The sequence below is a fragment of the Bradyrhizobium sp. AC87j1 genome, from assembly GCF_002936975.1.
In the GTDB taxonomy this organism is placed as follows: Bacteria; Pseudomonadota; Alphaproteobacteria; order Rhizobiales; family Xanthobacteraceae; genus Bradyrhizobium; species Bradyrhizobium shewense.
Genome location: NZ_PTFE01000018.1, coordinates 1 through 15,238, shown reverse-complemented (window position 1 = coordinate 15,238; position 15,238 = coordinate 1). Strand labels below are relative to the sequence as shown.

Genomic DNA, 15,238 nt, shown 5'->3' with positions numbered 1-15,238 from the left:
TCAATAATGCGGCGGCGGCTCGTTGGTCGGCCCCGGCGCATTGGCCTCGGCTTCCTGCAGCCGCTCGCCGAGCTCTGCGATCTTCCGCGTCAGCAGATCGATCTGCTTCCACTGCGCGGTGATGGTCTGGTTCAACGTCTCGATCGTATCGTCCTGGTAGGCGAGGCGCGTTTCCAGCGTGTCCATGCGCTCGGCGAGCGTCTTGATCTCATTCGTCACGGCCGTGTCCCTTGTCCCGTTCGCGCAAACCGGATTCTTGCAAGCCAGATTCTTGCAGACCATGGCCGAGCGCGACGCGCTCGTCGAACACGAAGCATTCGCCGCGCCAGCGGCTCTGCGCCTCCGGCACCTCTTCCAGATATTTGAGGATGCCGCCCTTGAGGTGATAGACCTCGGCAAAGCCGCGCGCGAGCAGATGCGCGCTCGCCTTTTCGCAGCGGATGCCGCCGGTGCAGAACATCGCGATCCTGCGGTGCTTTGCCGGATCAAGCTCGACGGCGGCAAAATCCTTGAACTGGCCAAAGCTCCTGATGCCGGGATCGACGGCGCCTTCGAACGTTCCCATCGCCACCTCGAAGGCGTTGCGGGTGTCGAGCAGCAGCGTGTCGGGCGCGGAGATCAGCGCGTTCCATTCGCTCGCATCGACATAGGTGCCGACCTGGCGGGTCGGATCGGCAGCCTCATCGCCAAGCGTGACGATCTCCTTCTTCAGCCGCACCTTGAGCCGCCCGAACGGCATCGCTTCGGCGGTCGAGAATTTCAATTCGAGATTGTTCAGCCTGCCGCCGAACATGTCGCCGTGAGCGAGCTCGTGGGCGAGGGCGTCGATCGCCTCCGGCGCACCGGCGAGCGTGCCGTTGATGCCCTCCTGCGCCAGCAGCACGCTGCCCTTCAGCTTAAGACCGGCGCAGAACGCGCGCAGCGGTTCGCGCAGCTCGCGGTAATCCGGGAGTGCGGCGAATTGGTAGAAGGCGGCGACCTTGATCGAATCTGGATCAGACATGGCGGCTCGTTTAGCAGGCGCAGGCGGCCCGGAAAACCCGCACGGCCGCCGGCCTCGAAAGGTCTATTCGCTCAGCGGATGGCAGCCATTTCCCTGGTATGCCAGCATTGCCGAAGGCCGCCGGAATGTGTCATGTAACCCCGGTTTTTCCGAGATGGCGCGCCATCCGCGCCACGGGCCCAAGAGAGCAAGAATTCGATGAGAAACTTTCATTTCCCAGGCAGGTCCACGGTCCACGCCACCAACGCGATGGTGGCGACCTCGCATCCGCAGGCCTCGCTCGCCGCGATCGAGGTGTTGCGCGAAGGGGGCACTGCGGTGGACGCGGCGGTTGCGGGTTCGGCCCTGCTTGGCGTGATCGAGCCGCAATCGACCGGCATCGGCGGCGACTGCTTTGCGCTGATCCAGCCGCGCGGCGAGGGCAAGATCATCGCCTATAACGGCTCCGGCCGTGCCCCGAAGGCGGCGAACGCCGACTGGTACCTGGAGCGCAAGATCAACTCGGTGCCGCTGACCTCGGCGCATGCCGTCTCGATCCCCGGCGTGGTCGATGCCTTCGCGACCGTCTTGCGCGACCACGGCAAGTTCGGCTTCGACCGGCTGCTCCAGCCAGCGATCAAGGCAGCCGAGGAAGGCTACGTCGTCGCCCCCCGCATCGCCTTCGACTGGAAGAACCAGTTCGAGAAGCTGAAGGGCGGTACCAACACCGTGCGTTACCTGTTGCCGGGCGGCAAGCCACCGGTGGCCGGCGACGTCATCCGCCAGGCCGAGCTCGGTAAGACGCTGCGCGCGATCGCCAAGGACGGCCGCGACGCCTTCTACAAGGGTCCGATCGCCGAAGACATGGTCGAGACCCTCAGGGGCATCGGCGGCCTGCACACGCTCGACGATTTCGCCGCGCACACCACCGAGACGACGACGCCGATCGGCACCATGTACAAGGGCTACGACGTCTGGCAGTGCCCGCCGAACGGACCCGGCCTCACCATGCTGCTGATGCTGAATATCTTGTCGCGGTTCGACCTGACGAAATACGCGCCGCTCAGCATCGAGCGTTTCCATCTCGAAGCGGAAGCCGCGCGCATCGCTTACATGCACCGCGAGCTGCACGTCGCCGATCCCGACCACATGCAGGTCGAGGTCGCCAGGATCCTCGCCAAGGAATTCTGCGACGAGCACATCGCCAAGATCCGCATGGACGGCATGCTCGACCTGCCGAACGTCGCACCGCCGATGAATCCGTCGACGATCTACATCACCGTCGTCGACAAGGACCGCAACGTCTGCTCGTTCATCAATTCGATCGCGCATTCCTTCGGCTCGGCGATCGTCTCGAATAAGACCGGCGTCCTGTTCCAGAACCGCGCCGGCGGCTTCCGCATCCAGCCGGGCCATCCCAATTGCATCGCCGGCGGTAAGCGGCCGCTGCACACGATCATGCCGAGCCTGCTCACCAAGGGCGGCCGCTCCGTGATGCCGTTCGCGGTGATGGGCGGGCAGTACCAGCCGGTCGGCCAGACCCGCGTCGTGACCAACATCCTCGACTATGGCTGCGACGTGCAGGAGGCGATCGACATGCCGCGCGGCCTGCACTACGAGGGCCAGTATCAGCTCGAGGACAGCGTGCCGGCTGCGATCGTCGAGGGCCTGAAGAAGCTCGGCCACAAGACCACCGGCGTGGTCGGCCCGCTCGGCGGCGCGCAGGCGATCTGGATCGACTGGGAGAAGGGCACGCTCACCGGCGGCTCCGATCCGCGCAAGGACGGCTGCGCGCTCGGCTATTGAGCGTTGGCGCGCGGGGTTCCGCGCGCAAGATCAGGAAAAGTTGACGAAGGGCGGCGCGGCATTTGCTGCGTCGCCCTTTCTCGTTCGGAACAGAGTTCATTGCTTCCGGTTAAGGGGCGATGAGCGGTGCAGGCGTGCGCTGCTTTGCAGATAAGCGGCGGAGGCGTCGATGTCCGACACATCAAGTTCCAAACAATCAGCATTCGATCGGCGCGCCTTCATGGCCGGCGCGGCTGGCAGTGTGCTCGTCCCGATCACCGCGCGCGCGGTCACAGAGGAAGCCAAAGCCCCAGCTGCACAGGACCCCTCACTTCCCGTCGACGTCACGCTGCAGGTCAACGGCAAGGACAAGCGCCTGCGCATCGACGCACGCACCACGGTGCTCGATGCGCTGCGCGATCACCTCAAGCTCACCGGCAGCAAGAAAGGCTGCGACCACGGCCAGTGCGGCGCCTGCACGGTGCTGATCGACGGTCGGCGGGTGGTGTCATGCCTGACGCTCGCGCTCGCGGCGGAAGGGCAGGAGATCACGACGATCGAGGGGCTGGCGACCGACGATCGCCTGCACCCGATGCAGCAGGCCTTCGTCGACAACGATGCATTCCAGTGCGGCTATTGCACGCCCGGCCAGATCATGTCCGCCGTAGCCTGCGTCAAGGAGGGACATGCCGGGAACGAGGCCGACATCCGCGAGTACATGAGCGGCAACATCTGCCGTTGCGCGGCCTATCCCAACATCGTCGCGGCTGTGAAGCAGGCCGCGCCCGAGATCATGAAAGGCTAGGCGCATGCGACCCTTTTCGTATCAGCGGGCAACAGACCCTGACATGGCCGTGCAGGCGCTGAGCGCCGCCGCAGCAGCCAACAATCCGTTGACGCAGGCGACAGCCCAGCCGCTTGCCGGCGGCACCACGCTGATCGATCTGATGAAGCTGGACGTGATGCGGCCCGCCGCGATCGTCGATATCAATCCGCTCGCGCAAGCCTGGTCGGCAATCGAGCCGGGTAGCGACGGCTTGCGGCTCGGCGCGCTCGCAAAGATGTCCGACGTGGCCGCCCATGCCGAGATCCAGCGCAATTATCCGGTGATCGCCAATTCCCTGAAGCTCGCCGCCAGCGCCCAGCTGCGCAACATGGCGACGCTCGGCGGCAACGTGATGCAGCGGACGCGTTGCAGTTATTTCCGCGACGTCTCCTATGAGAATTGCAACAAGCGCAATCCCGGCTCCGGCTGCGCCGCCATGGACGGCGTCAACCGGATGCATGCCGTGCTCGGGACGTCCGATCAGTGCATTGCGACCTATCCCGGCGATTTCGCGCAGGCGTTGATCGCCCTCGATGCGGTGGTCGAAATCACCGGCAAGGGCGGCATGCGCAGCATGCCGTTCGCGGAGCTGCACAAGGCGCCGGGCAATTCCCCCGACATCGAGACCACGCTTCAGCCCGGCGAACTGATTTCGGCCTTCTCGATCCCGGGCCGCTGGCCGCGCTCGGTGTATCTCAAGGCGCGCGACCGGCAATCCTATGAGTTCGCACTGTCATCGGCTGCGATCGCGCTTGACGTGCAAGACGGCACGATCCGGGATGCGCGCGTCGGGCTCGGCGGCGTCGCCACCATGCCCTGGCGGGCGCGCGAGGCGGAGGCGCTGCTGAAGGGACAAAAGTTCGACGAAGCTCTGGCGCAACGCGTCGCTGATGCCGCTTTTGCAGACGCCCGCGGCCGCCGGCACAACAGCTTCAAGATCGCGCTCGGCAAGCGCGTGGTGGCGCGCGCGCTCCAGCAGGCCGTAACGATGGAGATCTGATCATGACCGCTGCAGCTCCCTCGCCCAAGGCGAATATGGGCCAGCCCGTGCCGCGCTATGATGCGGCTGCAAAGGTCACGGGGCGGGCGACCTACGCCTCCGACATGCCGCTGGACAATCCGGCCTACGCATTCCTGGTCACCAGTGCGATTGCCAACGGCCGCATCGACCGTTTCGATCTCGATGAGGCCAAGGGTGTCCGCGGCGTAATCGAGATCATCACGCACGAGAACGCCCCGAAGCTGAAGGAGTCGAAGCTGTTCAGCAATGGCGGCTATGCCGGAACCACGATCCAGCCGCTAAAGTCGGCCGACATCGCCCATGACGGCCAGATCATCGCTGTCGTTGTCGCGGAAAGTTACGAGGCCGCGCGCGAGGCCGCCAATCGTGTCAAGGTCAGCTACACCGCCACGGCGCCGAGCGCGAGCTTCGGCTCGGCGGGGACGACCACGGCAGCCGCAAAGGGCCAGAATGCGCAGTTCAAGGAAGACCCCGCGGTCGGCGATTTCGCCAAGGCATTCGATGCGGCCGAGGTCAAGCTCACCGCCGCCTATGACACGCCGACGCAGCACCACAATCCGATGGAGCTGTTTTCGACGAGCTGCGCCTGGATGGGCGACAATCTCGTCATCTACGAAGGCAGTCAATTCGTCTACGGCTTGAAGCACGGCGTCGCCGAGCAGCTCGGTATCGACGCCGACAAGGTACGCGTGGTCAATCCCTATGTCGGCGGCGGCTTTGGTTCGCGCGGCCCGATGACGCCGCGGACCGCCATCATCGCCGGCATTGCCAAACGCCTGGGCCGCCCGATCAAGCTGGTCCCGACCCGCGATCAGGGTTTTACCATTACGACCCATCGTGCCGAGACGCGTCATGAGATCAAGCTTGGCGCAAACCGGGACGGCAAGCTGCTGGCTTTGAGGCATGAGGGCGCCGAGGTCTCCTCGCGCGCCGACGCCTATTGCGTCGGCGGCACCAAGACGACGACGCGGCTCTATGCCTGCCCGAACGTCGACAGCCTGGTGTCGATCGTGCGTGCTGACCGCAACACGCCGGGCTTCATGCGCTCGCCGCCGGAGGTGCCGTATCTGTTTGCGCTGGAGAGCGCGATGGACGAGCTCGCGGTCAAGCTCAACATGGATCCTGTCGAGCTCCGCCGCATCAACGACACCAATGTCGAGCCGATCGGTGGCAAGCCCTACACCTCGCGCTCGCTGATGGCGTGCTTCGACGAGGCCGCCAGAGCCTTCGGCTGGGCGCAGCGCTCGCCGCAGCCGAAATCGATGTCGGACGGCGACTGGCTGATCGGCTATGGCTGTGCCGCGACCTGCTATCCGACGCAGATGGGGCCGTCGGCCGCGCGCGTGCGCCTCCAGCGCGACGGCCGGACCCGGGTCGAGATCGCCGGCCACGAGATCGGCACCGGCGCCTATACGGTCATCGCCCAGACCGCGGCCGAGCGCCTCGGCGTGCCCCTCGAGAAAGTTGCCGTCTTCATGGGTGACAGCGATCTGCCACCGGCGCCGGTTGCCGGCGGCTCGAACTCGACCGCGAGTACCTGCTCGGCGGTGATGATGGTGTGCGACCAGATTCGCCAGCGCCTGTTCAAGGCCGCGATGCCGGCTCAAAGCCTGACCGACCGGGCCAAGGAGACCGTGGGTCTCGGCCAGACACCGGCCACGCAAGCGGCGAAGGGCGATCGTCCGCTCGATATCGAGAAGGCCTTCGATCGGCTCGGTGTCGGCGTCGTCGAGGAATATGGCGAGTGGAAGCCGGAAGGCGCGCCGCTAGATTCCTTCCGCGCCATGCACAACGGGCAGGTGCGGCTCGTCGGCGGTCACGCCATGAAAGACCAGATCGCCTACGCATTCGGCGCCGAGTTCGTCGAGGTCCGTGTCAATCGCTTCACCCACGAAATCCGCTGTCCTCGCCTCGTCGGTGCGTTTGCGGCGGGCAGGATCATGAATCCGCGCACGGCGCGCAGCCAACTGATGGGCGGACTGATCTGGGGCATGTCGTCGGCATTGCTGGAGGGCACCGAAATCGACGAGCGCAATGCGCGCTACGTCAATGACAATCTTGCCGACTACCTCGTGCCCGTGAATGCGGACGTCGCCGGCGTCGAGGTCATTTTGCTCTCCGAGCAGGATGACCGCATCAATCCCGTCGGCGTGAAGGGCCTCGGCGAGCTCGCCAATGTCGGCACCAATGCCGCGATCTGCAACGCGATCCACCATGCCACCGGCCAGCGCATCCGCAAGCTCCCGGTTCGGCTGGAAAATATCGAGGTGTGAGGGGTGGAAACCGCACCCGCGTTGCGCTAGACACCTTCCGCCTCAAACGGAAGGTGCCTTATGCAGCGTTTCCAGCGCGCGCTCCTCACCCTGATGTCGGCACTCGCGATCACGGTGATCGCAGGCGTGTCGCATTTCGTTTCCACCACGGCCTCGGCCCAGACCGCAGGAAAGACCATGACCACAGCTTCAGGCTTGCAGATCATCGATTCCAACGTCGGCACCGGTGCCTCGCCGCAGCCCGGCCAGATCTGCGTGATGCACTATACCGGCTGGCTCTATGAGAACGGCCAGAAGGGCAAGAAATTCGATAGCTCCGTCGATCGCAAGGAGCCGTTCGAATTCCCGATCGGCAAGGGCCGTGTCATCGCCGGCTGGGACGAGGGCGTCGCCTCGATGAAGGTCGGCGGCAAGCGCACGCTGATCATCCCGCCGCAGCTCGGCTACGGCGCCCGCGGCGCCGGCGGCGTGATCCCGCCGAACGCGACGCTGATGTTCGACGTGGAATTGCTCGCGGTGAAATAACTGACGTCTCCACGTCGTCATGCCCGCGCTTGTCGCGGGCATCCACGTTCTTTCTTCGTGCTGCTAAGACTTGGATGGCCGGGTCAAGCCCGGCCATGACGGAGATAATCGATACGAACAAAAAGACCGGCCGAAAGGCCGGTCTTTTCGCGTTCAGTCCTGCGCGCGCTATTCCGTCGCGCGCTTTGCCCCGGCCGCCGCGCGATCGATCGCGTCCTTTGCGGCGTCCTTGGCATCGCCCATGGCCTGCTGGCCCTTGCCCTTCACTTCCTGGACCACGCCTTCGCCCTTCATGCGGTCGGAACCGGTGGCTTCACCGATGCCCTGCTTGGCCTTGCCGATCGCCTCGTTGGCGTTACCCTTGATCTTGTCGGTCGTGCTACCCATGAAACTCTCCTTCCATTCTGCTCGCAAAGACAACGTCCCGCAGCTACGAGGGTTCCGATTTTGGCATGGCTCGCGAGTGCGGCTTCGGGTTAGGTTGCCGCGCACGGAACCAACAGAAAGCAAGTCCCATGACCGGCCATGACCATTCGCATTCCCACCATGACCACGATCACGACGATCGCTGGAAACATGACGGCGTGCGCGTCATTCCCGGTAACCAGCTCGATACCAACGTGCCGTCGACGGCGGGCATGGACCGCGCGGCCGCGATCAATTTCGCGCGCGTCGGCGCCCAGAAATTGTGGGCCGGCACCGTCAGCATCAAGCCGGATGCCAAGACCGGCGCACACCATCACGGCCACCTCGAAAGCGTCATCTACGTGGTGAAGGGCAAGGCGCGGATGCGCTGGGGCGAGAGCCTGCAATTCACCGCGGAGGCGGGCCCCGGCGATTTCATTTTCGTCCCGCCTTACGTGCCGCATCAGGAGATCAATGCCAGCCCGGACGAGGTGCTTGAATGCGTGCTGGTGCGCAGCGACGGCGAGGCGGTGGCGATCAACCTCGACATCGAGCCGGTTGAGAAGCCCGAGACCGTGCTGTGGGTCGACCCCATCCACCGGGATCCGAACGAGAAGAAGTAAGACCGCCCCGCGATGGGAGGCGCGATCGTCTCCGGGGGGTGAAAAAATATTCGGAAGCTGTGTCGGGTGGCCCCCCGGCGATCCGTCCTTGGGCAGAACCCGCCCAAGGAGCTTCCGATGCCCAGGATGATCTTCCTCAATCTTCCCGTGACCGACCTCAAACGTGCGACCGCCTTCTATGAGGCGGTCGGCGCGACCCGGAACCCGCAATTCAGCGACGACACGGCGAGCTGCATGGTCTTTTCCGAGGCCATCTACGTGATGCTGGCGACCCACGACAAATTCCGCCAGTTCACGCCGAAGCCGATCGCAGATGCCAGGACCTCGAACCAGGCGCTGTTCTGCCTGTCCGCCGACACCCGCAACGAGGTCGACGCGATTGTCGGCAAGGCAGAGGCGGCGGGCGGGGTGGCCGATCCCAGCCCGAAGGACGAATACAGCTTCATGTACGGCCGCAGCTTCGAGGATCCGGATGGTCACATGTGGGGTGTGAACTGGCTGGACATGGCGGCCGTCCCTCCGCAGCCCGCCATGGCGAATGCCTGATCGCAGCCCGTCGAACGCTAAACCAACGAGGAACATTCACGATGTCCAAGGTCGTACCCTGCATGTGGTTCAACGGCGATGCCGAGGAAGCCGCGAAGTTCTACGTCTCGCTCGTGCCGAATTCGACGATCACGCACGTTCAGCGCAATGTTTCGGACGGGCCCTCCGGCAAGGAAGGCTCCGTGCTCGTCGTCGAGTTCACGGTCGCTGGTCAGCCGCTGGTCGCGCTCAACGGCGGGATGAAGATGGAATATACCCACGCCATTTCGCTGATGATCCATTGCGACGACCAGGCCCAGGTCGACAGCGTCTGGAATGCGTTCCTCGCCGATGGCGGCAAGGAAGAGCAATGCGGCTGGCTCCGGGATCGCTGGGGTGTGGCCTGGCAGGTCGTGCCGAAGGTGATGTTCGAATTCCTGTCGAGCCCGGACAGGGCGGCGGCCGCGCGCGCGATGCAGGCCATGATGAAGATGGTGAAGCTGGACGTCGACGTGCTGCGCCGCGCGTTCGAGGGCTAGTCGGCGGCGTGACGACGACACAGGTGCCGTTTGGTGGGCAAAGGCGCTCTTGCGCCGTGTCCACCATTCATCCCCGTTTGAGAGAGTTGGTGGGCACGCTTCGCTTTGCCTACCCTACGAGACTGAGCTTGCCGCTAATAATTTATCCGTAGCCCCACGCCGCCGTGGATGGTGTTGCCGACGGGCTGTGGGCCGAGCGTGCCGTTGGCGAAGAGATCCACGACCCAGCCCTTCTGCACGCGGAAGCCGAGCCGCCCGCCATATTCGAACCAGCCCTGGTTGCCCATGGTCGGCACCACCACGCCGTCGCCGGTCACGGTGGCGACGATGCCGCTGCGGCTCGCAAACGACTGCACCCAGCCGCCATTGATGTTGGTCTCGACGTTGCTGCCGAACAGATGCGTCCACTGGCCGCCGATCTTGACCAGGCTGGTACGGTCGGTGCCGGTCGCGATGGTGGCGTCGAACGGGTTGAAGGCCACGGCATTGTCGCTATAGCCGGACACGCGCTGCCAGAGCTGCCAGACCTCGATCGAAGCTGCGACCTCGTCGCGCGGCGACACGCGGCTTATCCAGCCGGCGCGGCCGTAGACCGCGTAGTTCGAAGCGTTGGTCGAGCTCGTCACGCTCACCGGACCGAGGCTGGTGTTGTAGCTGCGGGTATAGCGCGCCTTCTCCCACGGCGTCAGGATCGTTCCGACGTCGAAGAACGGACGTGACGATCCCCAATCGGTGAAGTCGTAGCGCAGCGCAAAGGCGCCGATCGGCGCGCTCGTGATCTTGTAGCCGCCCTCGTTGTAGTGCGTGTAGGCGATGCCGGCGAGCAGCGACAGATTGTTGGTAAGCTCCTTGCGGCCGTGGATGCCGGCCGAGAACGATCCAGCCGAGCCGAACGCGCTGATGCAGTCGCTGCAATTGACCTGCTCGTTGACGCCGAGCAGGACCGTGCCGAGCACCCGGTTGGTGATCATCTGGTTGAAGCGCTGGCCCGCGAGGCCGCCGATCGAATTGCCGCTGGAATCGGCCCCGGTCGGTGTCGGGCTCGGCGACGGATATGGACTCGGCGATGGGGAAGGATAGGGGCTCGGCGAAGGGGAGGGTGAGGGCGACGGAGAATATGTCGGCGTCGGAGACGGTGAATACGTCGGGTAGGGCGTCGGCTCGCCGCATCCGATTTCGCAGGTCGCTTGAGCTGCGGCGGGACGAATGTCGAGCGCGACAAACGCCAGCGCAGCGGCCGCGGTCAGCAGGCCGGTGAGGGCGAAGAGCCGAAAGCTGATTTTCGCCATCGTCAGCGCCCGCACAGCATGCCGTCGTCCTGGACGGCCGGCGTGATGGTCGGCGAGGCGCCCGCATATTGGTTCACCGCGCACAGCCCGGCACTTGCGGCGCAGTTGGCGGCAAAGGTCCAGGGCGGCGTGTTGGTCTTGGTGATGCTGACCTTGCCGCCGGTCGATGTGATGATTGCGGTGTCGCCCGGCTGGGTGAGCTGCACGCATTGTGAGCTCGTTGTGCAGACGCTGGCCGCGCCGTCCTGAAGCACGACGACGGAGCGTCCCCGCTGCGAGAGGATGTCGAGCGTGGTGCCGCGCACGCCGATGGTCGCAAGCGGCGTCGTGATCTTGTAGGCGGTCTTCTCGGAATGTCCGGTGACGAAACGGAACGCGCCTGTTGTCATGCGGATCGCGACGTCGCGATAGCTGCGCTCGTCGTTGAAGACGGTGCGGTCGAGCTTGAGCGTGGCGCTCGGACCGAGCGACAGATTGGTGCTGTCGGCCATCACGAAGCGCGCGGCGCTGTCGGCGCCGGTGCGCACGGTCTCGTCGCGCAGCATGCTGTCGCCGACACTGATCGGCGTGGTAGCCGCGGCCACCCGCACCACTTCGTTCTGGATCACGACGGCTTCGCCGACGCGCGTCTGCGCCAGCGCAGCAGGCGCCGCGCACAGTGCGGCCGACAACAGGGTGGAGAAAAGCCAGAAACGCAAATTCATTTCACAACCGATCGAGGTGCCCCTGATCGTACCGGATCGCGCGCGCTTCTGATGTGGCGAAATTATCACAAGCGGCGCGGACGTGCGTTATGCTTAGTGACAGCCGCGGCGGAATGCGTTCAATGAAAACCGCGATCCTTATTTTTGTCCGCGGTGACGCAAATTTGCCACGCAAAACATCCCCACAGCAGCCGCTTGAACGGTCCGCAGTTCCGAGATTGTCGCGAAGCGCAGTGGTTGCTGTCGCTATTTTCCTAGCTGCCCATCTCGCGCTGCTGATCGGGCTGACGACGCCGGAGAAGTTCGTCTTCGACGAGGTGCACTACGTGCCGGCGGCGCGGCAGATGCTGGCACCGGCGATGTCGCAGGCGATGCTCAATCCGATGCATCCGCCGCTTGCCAAGGAACTGATCGCGGCCTCGATCGCGGCCTTCGGCGACAACGCGCTCGGCTGGCGTTATCCCGCGACATTGTTCGGCGCATTGGCGATCGTCGCAATCTATCTGTGCGGCCTCGCGCTGTTCTCCGCGCAAGGGCCCGCGATCGCCGCGGCGCTGATCGCCGCCTCGAACCAGATGCTGTACGTGCAGGCGCGCATCGCCATGCTCGATATCTTTGCGCTCGGCTTCGGTCTGCTCGCGACTGCCGCCTTCATGCACGGCTTTCGACGGGAGCGGCCGCAGGCGCTGTTCGCGCTCGCCGGCAGCCTGTTCGGTTGTGCTGCGGCCTGCAAATGGAGCGGCCTGTTTCCGCTCGGCGTCTGCATCGTCATCGTTGCGGTGATCCGCCTGATGCAGGGCTGGCGCACGCTGTTCGCCGACGCGAAGCCGGACGACTGGTACCGGCCGGACCTCTGGCCCGGCCTGAGGCTGCATCATGTCGCGCTCTGCTTCGCCGTCCTGCCAGCGATGACATATCTTGCGGCTTTCGTTCCGCTCTACGGCGTGTCGTTGCCGGATCTGATCGAGGCGCAGCGCCGGATCTTCGCCGACAACACCACCACCGCGATCGCCGGACACACCTATATGAGCGCGTGGCCATCCTGGCCGCAGCTTGCGCGCCCGGTGTGGTTCCTGTTCGACAAGACGGGAGAGGACAACGTCTCCGCGATCGTCTTCCTCGGCAATCCACTGGTGTTGTGGCCGGCTCTGCTCGCACTCGCGCTCGTGCTGCGCGATTTCATCGTGCTGCGCCGCTGGGATGCGTTCCTGATCGCGGCGTTCTATTTCGGTCCCTGGCTCGCCTGGGCGTTGCTGCCGCGTACGCTCGGGTTCATCTACTACTACCTGCCGGCCGCCACCGCGGCGTCGCTCGCGCTGGTCTATGTGCTGCGCCGGGACGGCCTGCCGCGCTGGCTGCTGTGGGCCTATGTCGGTGTCGCCGCGATCGGCTTTGCGGTCATGCTGCCGATCTCTGCGGCCTTCATCGGCACGTCGATGCGGAGCTTCAGCCGGCTGATGCTGTTCCAGAGCTGGATATGACATCGCCGCCTGCCGGGGTGGCAGGCGGCGTGTCTTCTGTCGCGATCAAATCGAGATCACTTAGACGCGGTCTTGGTGTCCATGTTCACGACCTGGACGCGGCGGTTGACCGGGTCGGCGCCGTTGGCAGTGTCCTTCAGCTTGGTCTCGCCGTAGCCGACGGTGACCAGATCGGTGCCGTTGAGGCCGTAGTTCTGCACCAGGTACTTCTTGATGGTGTCGGCGCGCCGTTCGGAGAGGCCTTGATTGTACTCTTCGCCGCCGGTCGCATCGGTGTGGCCGGCGACCACAAAGGTCGAGCCCTTCAGCGCCGGATCGGACAGCGCCTTGCCGAGCGCCTGCACCGAGGTCATCGAGGTCTTGGCGATATCGGCGGAGTTATAGTCGAACTGGATTTCCAGGTCGATCTTCGGCTTGGTCGCGGCGAGCTCGGCGATCTGCTCGCGCTCGCCCGTCGAGAGCGACCGGGTCGAGCGGTTGCGCACGGTGTTCAGGAATGTCGATTCCTTGGCCTGCACCGCCGGATCGGCCTGCGGACCGGCGGACAGGCCGCGGGTCGCCGGCTTCGGCTTCAGTGCATCCAGGATCTGGCCCGTGGAGACATTGTTGTCACCGGCCACTGCCAGGCCCGCCGTCATCGACAGCGCGGCGGAAAGAGTTATCGCGTTCAGTCCAAAGAACTTATCAAAACGGGTCATTGTCGTATCCTCGCTGTTACGCCTGATAGCGATTTGATGCTGCGAGCATAGGGCAGGTTCAAAGGTCCTGATGTGATCTTGGTCACGGTGGCTACAGCCGGTTCCGGGCCCATCCTAGCGCATTCCCGGGCGTTCGGGCATCGGACCGGCGCGTTTCGCGATGGCCCCGGGGACAGGGCCGATCGGACCAATAGCAGTCGTCGCACGCTCCGCGGTGTGGGTTCAAGCAGCGGCAATCCCCGGTGTGATTGAAATCACCTTGCGAGCAGGCTCATTCCCCTCCGTGCCGTGGGAGGTGGCTGACCAAGGGTCCCGGCGCAGGCGATGGCCGGCAGACTCGGCGCCGGAAACCTCTGCACACCGATCGTCGCAAAGCCGTCGCCGCTTGGCCCGGCCGTGAACAAGAAATCGGCCAGATGCGCGCCTAGCAGGACGTTGTCCCCGCCAATCTCCGAATGAAGGAGCCGAGTTCCGTCCAGTGCCGAGGCCAAGTGACTATCAGCGTGACTACTTCAATCGCAGCGGCCCGCCGGATCGGACAGTGTCCCTGAGCTCAATGCCCATCTATATCGGTGCGGCCATGATCGCGGTGGCGATCCTGCTGTCGACGCTGATCACGGGGCTGACCTCCCGCTATGTCGGACTCGAAGCGCCGACCGACGAGAACGTGTGGCTGGTCGACCGCCTCACCGGCAGCGTCTATCGCTGCCAGGCGGAGGGGCGCGGCAAGGCCCTGTGCGAGCCGGATGTCGCCACCGGAAGCCTCGGGGACCGGCCCAAGACCCCGAAGGATGGCCGCTAGGCCCTCCGCCTTCGCACCGCAGCAAGAAAATTGTCTTCTCCGCGAAACGTCGGCGCGAGAGAATACGTAATTGCGAAGGCCGGCATGACGCCGGTTTTGTTTTACGGAGGAGACTTTTCGATGAAGATCTTGCTCACGTCTGCAGCCTTTGTCGCGTTCACCCTTTCGTTGTCCCCCGCGTCCGCCGCGATGATGGCGTGCACCAAGGACAACATGATGAAGTCCGCAGCCATGATGGGCGGTACGCCCGACACGCCGGCCAAGATGGCGGCGAACAAGGAAATGGCCATGGCCAACACCGACATGAGCAACGGCAAGATGAAGAGCGCCTGCATGCACTATATGAAGTCGCAGAAGGCGATGACGATGAAGTAGGCGCGAGGCGCGCCGCATCCGGCCGCGCTGTCAGCAGATGGCAGCGCGGTTTTTTTGACTGCTGCCTCGAGGTCTTCTTTTTCTTCTTCTTTTTCTTGGCGCGAATCCCGCTACATTCCTCCCCGCAATGTCACGCGCGCCCAAACCGCTCCACCTCACCACGACACAGGCCCGGCAGATCTGGCTGGATGCCCAGCGGCTGGATGAGCGCGCCCCGTTCGGCGAGGGAGCGCAGGCCGTCGCGGACGCGGTCGCTCATCTCGGCTATGTGCAGATCGACACCATCAACGTGATCGAGCGCTGCCATCACCACATCCTGTTCAGCCGTATCCCGTCCTACCGGCGCGCCGATTTGCGCCACGCCCAGAGCGTCGACAGAAGCGTG

General features: G+C 64.6%; 18 protein-coding genes. 12 read left to right on the top strand and 6 right to left on the bottom strand.

Annotated features, from left to right (window positions below; all coding sequences use genetic code 11):
• Positions 1 to 219 (bottom strand): SlyX family protein, encoded by a 219-nt coding sequence (locus CV770_RS12260; RefSeq protein WP_104462524.1) that lies wholly within the window; start codon positions 217 to 219, stop codon positions 1 to 3.
• A complete protein-coding gene (trhO, locus tag CV770_RS12255) occupies positions 209 to 1,003 on the bottom strand; it encodes an oxygen-dependent tRNA uridine(34) hydroxylase TrhO (RefSeq protein WP_104462523.1) in 795 nt (264 codons plus the stop codon). The genes CV770_RS12260 and trhO overlap by 11 nt, the downstream gene beginning before the upstream one ends.
• Before the next feature lie 198 nt (positions 1,004 to 1,201).
• Here trhO and ggt point away from each other — a divergent pair, with 198 nt between their 5' ends.
• The 5 genes from ggt to CV770_RS12230 all read left to right on the top strand — a co-directional run bounded on the left by ggt (position 1,202) and on the right by CV770_RS12230 (position 7,412).
• On the top strand, positions 1,202 to 2,788 hold the full coding sequence (ggt, locus tag CV770_RS12250; protein ID WP_104462522.1) for a gamma-glutamyltransferase: 1,587 nt from the start codon (positions 1,202 to 1,204) through the stop codon (positions 2,786 to 2,788).
• 169 nt (positions 2,789 to 2,957) lie between these two features.
• Positions 2,958 to 3,572, top strand: coding sequence for a (2Fe-2S)-binding protein (locus tag CV770_RS12245; protein ID WP_104462521.1), 615 nt, complete (start codon positions 2,958 to 2,960; stop codon positions 3,570 to 3,572).
• 4 nt (positions 3,573 to 3,576) lie between these two features.
• Positions 3,577 to 4,593: an FAD binding domain-containing protein gene (locus CV770_RS12240; protein ID WP_104462520.1), complete on the top strand. Its 1,017-nt coding sequence runs from the start codon at positions 3,577 to 3,579 to the stop codon at positions 4,591 to 4,593.
• Positions 4,594 to 4,595: 2 nt separating this feature from the next.
• Positions 4,596 to 6,887 (top strand): xanthine dehydrogenase family protein molybdopterin-binding subunit, encoded by a 2,292-nt coding sequence (locus tag CV770_RS12235; protein ID WP_104462519.1) that lies wholly within the window; start codon positions 4,596 to 4,598, stop codon positions 6,885 to 6,887.
• A 60-nt stretch (positions 6,888 to 6,947) separates the two neighbouring features.
• The gene (locus tag CV770_RS12230; RefSeq protein WP_091956140.1) at positions 6,948 to 7,412 is read left to right on the top strand and encodes an FKBP-type peptidyl-prolyl cis-trans isomerase; all 465 of its coding nucleotides are present in this window, start codon (positions 6,948 to 6,950) and stop codon (positions 7,410 to 7,412) included.
• Between the two features lie 168 nt (positions 7,413 to 7,580).
• Here the strand turns inward: CV770_RS12230 and CV770_RS12220 are convergent, their stop codons facing one another.
• Positions 7,581 to 7,799: a CsbD family protein gene (locus CV770_RS12220; RefSeq protein WP_091956139.1), complete on the bottom strand. Its 219-nt coding sequence runs from the start codon at positions 7,797 to 7,799 to the stop codon at positions 7,581 to 7,583.
• A gap of 128 nt (positions 7,800 to 7,927) precedes the next feature.
• Between CV770_RS12220 and CV770_RS12215 the strand changes: the two genes are divergently transcribed.
• From CV770_RS12215 to CV770_RS12205, 3 genes are all read left to right on the top strand, one after another.
• Positions 7,928 to 8,440, top strand: a complete 513-nt coding sequence (locus tag CV770_RS12215) for a cupin domain-containing protein (protein ID WP_007606929.1) — start codon at positions 7,928 to 7,930, stop codon at positions 8,438 to 8,440.
• Between the two features lie 117 nt (positions 8,441 to 8,557).
• Positions 8,558 to 8,986 carry a VOC family protein gene (locus tag CV770_RS12210; protein WP_091956138.1) on the top strand — a complete coding sequence of 143 codons (429 nt, stop codon included), beginning with the start codon at positions 8,558 to 8,560 and terminating at the stop codon, positions 8,984 to 8,986.
• A gap of 41 nt (positions 8,987 to 9,027) precedes the next feature.
• Positions 9,028 to 9,504, top strand: a complete 477-nt coding sequence (locus CV770_RS12205) for a VOC family protein (protein ID WP_104462517.1) — start codon at positions 9,028 to 9,030, stop codon at positions 9,502 to 9,504.
• A gap of 134 nt (positions 9,505 to 9,638) precedes the next feature.
• Here CV770_RS12205 and CV770_RS12200 read toward each other — a convergent pair whose 3' ends face one another.
• Together CV770_RS12200 and CV770_RS12195 are read right to left on the bottom strand one after the other, a co-directional pair.
• Positions 9,639 to 10,793 (bottom strand): hypothetical protein, encoded by a 1,155-nt coding sequence (locus CV770_RS12200; RefSeq protein ID WP_201759820.1) that lies wholly within the window; start codon positions 10,791 to 10,793, stop codon positions 9,639 to 9,641.
• A 2-nt stretch (positions 10,794 to 10,795) separates the two neighbouring features.
• Positions 10,796 to 11,497 (bottom strand): FecR family protein, encoded by a 702-nt coding sequence (locus tag CV770_RS12195; protein ID WP_201759819.1) that lies wholly within the window; start codon positions 11,495 to 11,497, stop codon positions 10,796 to 10,798.
• Between the two features lie 122 nt (positions 11,498 to 11,619).
• Between CV770_RS12195 and CV770_RS12190 the strand changes: the two genes are divergently transcribed.
• Positions 11,620 to 12,978: a phospholipid carrier-dependent glycosyltransferase gene (locus tag CV770_RS12190; RefSeq protein ID WP_245453744.1), complete on the top strand. Its 1,359-nt coding sequence runs from the start codon at positions 11,620 to 11,622 to the stop codon at positions 12,976 to 12,978.
• A gap of 56 nt (positions 12,979 to 13,034) precedes the next feature.
• Here the strand turns inward: CV770_RS12190 and CV770_RS12185 are convergent, their stop codons facing one another.
• On the bottom strand, positions 13,035 to 13,676 hold the full coding sequence (locus tag CV770_RS12185) for an OmpA family protein (protein ID WP_104462513.1): 642 nt from the start codon (positions 13,674 to 13,676) through the stop codon (positions 13,035 to 13,037).
• Between the two features lie 556 nt (positions 13,677 to 14,232).
• On the opposite strand from CV770_RS12185, the gene CV770_RS12175 reads away from it, so the two are divergent.
• From CV770_RS12175 to CV770_RS12165, 3 genes are all read left to right on the top strand, one after another.
• On the top strand, positions 14,233 to 14,478 hold the full coding sequence (locus CV770_RS12175) for a hypothetical protein (protein ID WP_091956132.1): 246 nt from the start codon (positions 14,233 to 14,235) through the stop codon (positions 14,476 to 14,478).
• Between the two features lie 120 nt (positions 14,479 to 14,598).
• The gene (locus CV770_RS12170) at positions 14,599 to 14,853 is read left to right on the top strand and encodes a hypothetical protein (protein ID WP_028141758.1); all 255 of its coding nucleotides are present in this window, start codon (positions 14,599 to 14,601) and stop codon (positions 14,851 to 14,853) included.
• Between the two features lie 127 nt (positions 14,854 to 14,980).
• Positions 14,981 to 15,238: DNA glycosylase AlkZ-like family protein (locus CV770_RS12165; RefSeq protein ID WP_201759818.1), on the top strand; the 258-nt coding region annotated here is incomplete at its 3' end.

Coding starts and splice junctions, on each gene's coding strand:
- ggt (WP_104462522.1), top strand. CDS start 1,202: ATGAGAAACTTTCATTTCCCAGGCAGGTCCACGGTCCACGCCACCAAC.
- CV770_RS12240 (WP_104462520.1), top strand. CDS start 3,577: ATGCGACCCTTTTCGTATCAGCGGGCAACAGACCCTGACATGGCCGTG.
- CV770_RS12175 (WP_091956132.1), top strand. CDS start 14,233: ATGCCCATCTATATCGGTGCGGCCATGATCGCGGTGGCGATCCTGCTG.
- CV770_RS12230 (WP_091956140.1), top strand. CDS start 6,948: ATGCAGCGTTTCCAGCGCGCGCTCCTCACCCTGATGTCGGCACTCGCG.
- CV770_RS12245 (WP_104462521.1), top strand. CDS start 2,958: ATGTCCGACACATCAAGTTCCAAACAATCAGCATTCGATCGGCGCGCC.
- CV770_RS12220 (WP_091956139.1), bottom strand. CDS start 7,799: ATGGGTAGCACGACCGACAAGATCAAGGGTAACGCCAACGAGGCGATC.
- CV770_RS12170 (WP_028141758.1), top strand. CDS start 14,599: ATGAAGATCTTGCTCACGTCTGCAGCCTTTGTCGCGTTCACCCTTTCG.
- CV770_RS12200 (WP_201759820.1), bottom strand. CDS start 10,793: ATGGCGAAAATCAGCTTTCGGCTCTTCGCCCTCACCGGCCTGCTGACC.
- CV770_RS12195 (WP_201759819.1), bottom strand. CDS start 11,497: ATGAATTTGCGTTTCTGGCTTTTCTCCACCCTGTTGTCGGCCGCACTG.
- CV770_RS12215 (WP_007606929.1), top strand. CDS start 7,928: ATGACCGGCCATGACCATTCGCATTCCCACCATGACCACGATCACGAC.
- CV770_RS12210 (WP_091956138.1), top strand. CDS start 8,558: ATGCCCAGGATGATCTTCCTCAATCTTCCCGTGACCGACCTCAAACGT.
- CV770_RS12205 (WP_104462517.1), top strand. CDS start 9,028: ATGTCCAAGGTCGTACCCTGCATGTGGTTCAACGGCGATGCCGAGGAA.
- CV770_RS12190 (WP_245453744.1), top strand. CDS start 11,620: ATGAAAACCGCGATCCTTATTTTTGTCCGCGGTGACGCAAATTTGCCA.
- CV770_RS12235 (WP_104462519.1), top strand. CDS start 4,596: ATGACCGCTGCAGCTCCCTCGCCCAAGGCGAATATGGGCCAGCCCGTG.
- CV770_RS12185 (WP_104462513.1), bottom strand. CDS start 13,676: ATGACCCGTTTTGATAAGTTCTTTGGACTGAACGCGATAACTCTTTCC.
- trhO (WP_104462523.1), bottom strand. CDS start 1,003: ATGTCTGATCCAGATTCGATCAAGGTCGCCGCCTTCTACCAATTCGCC.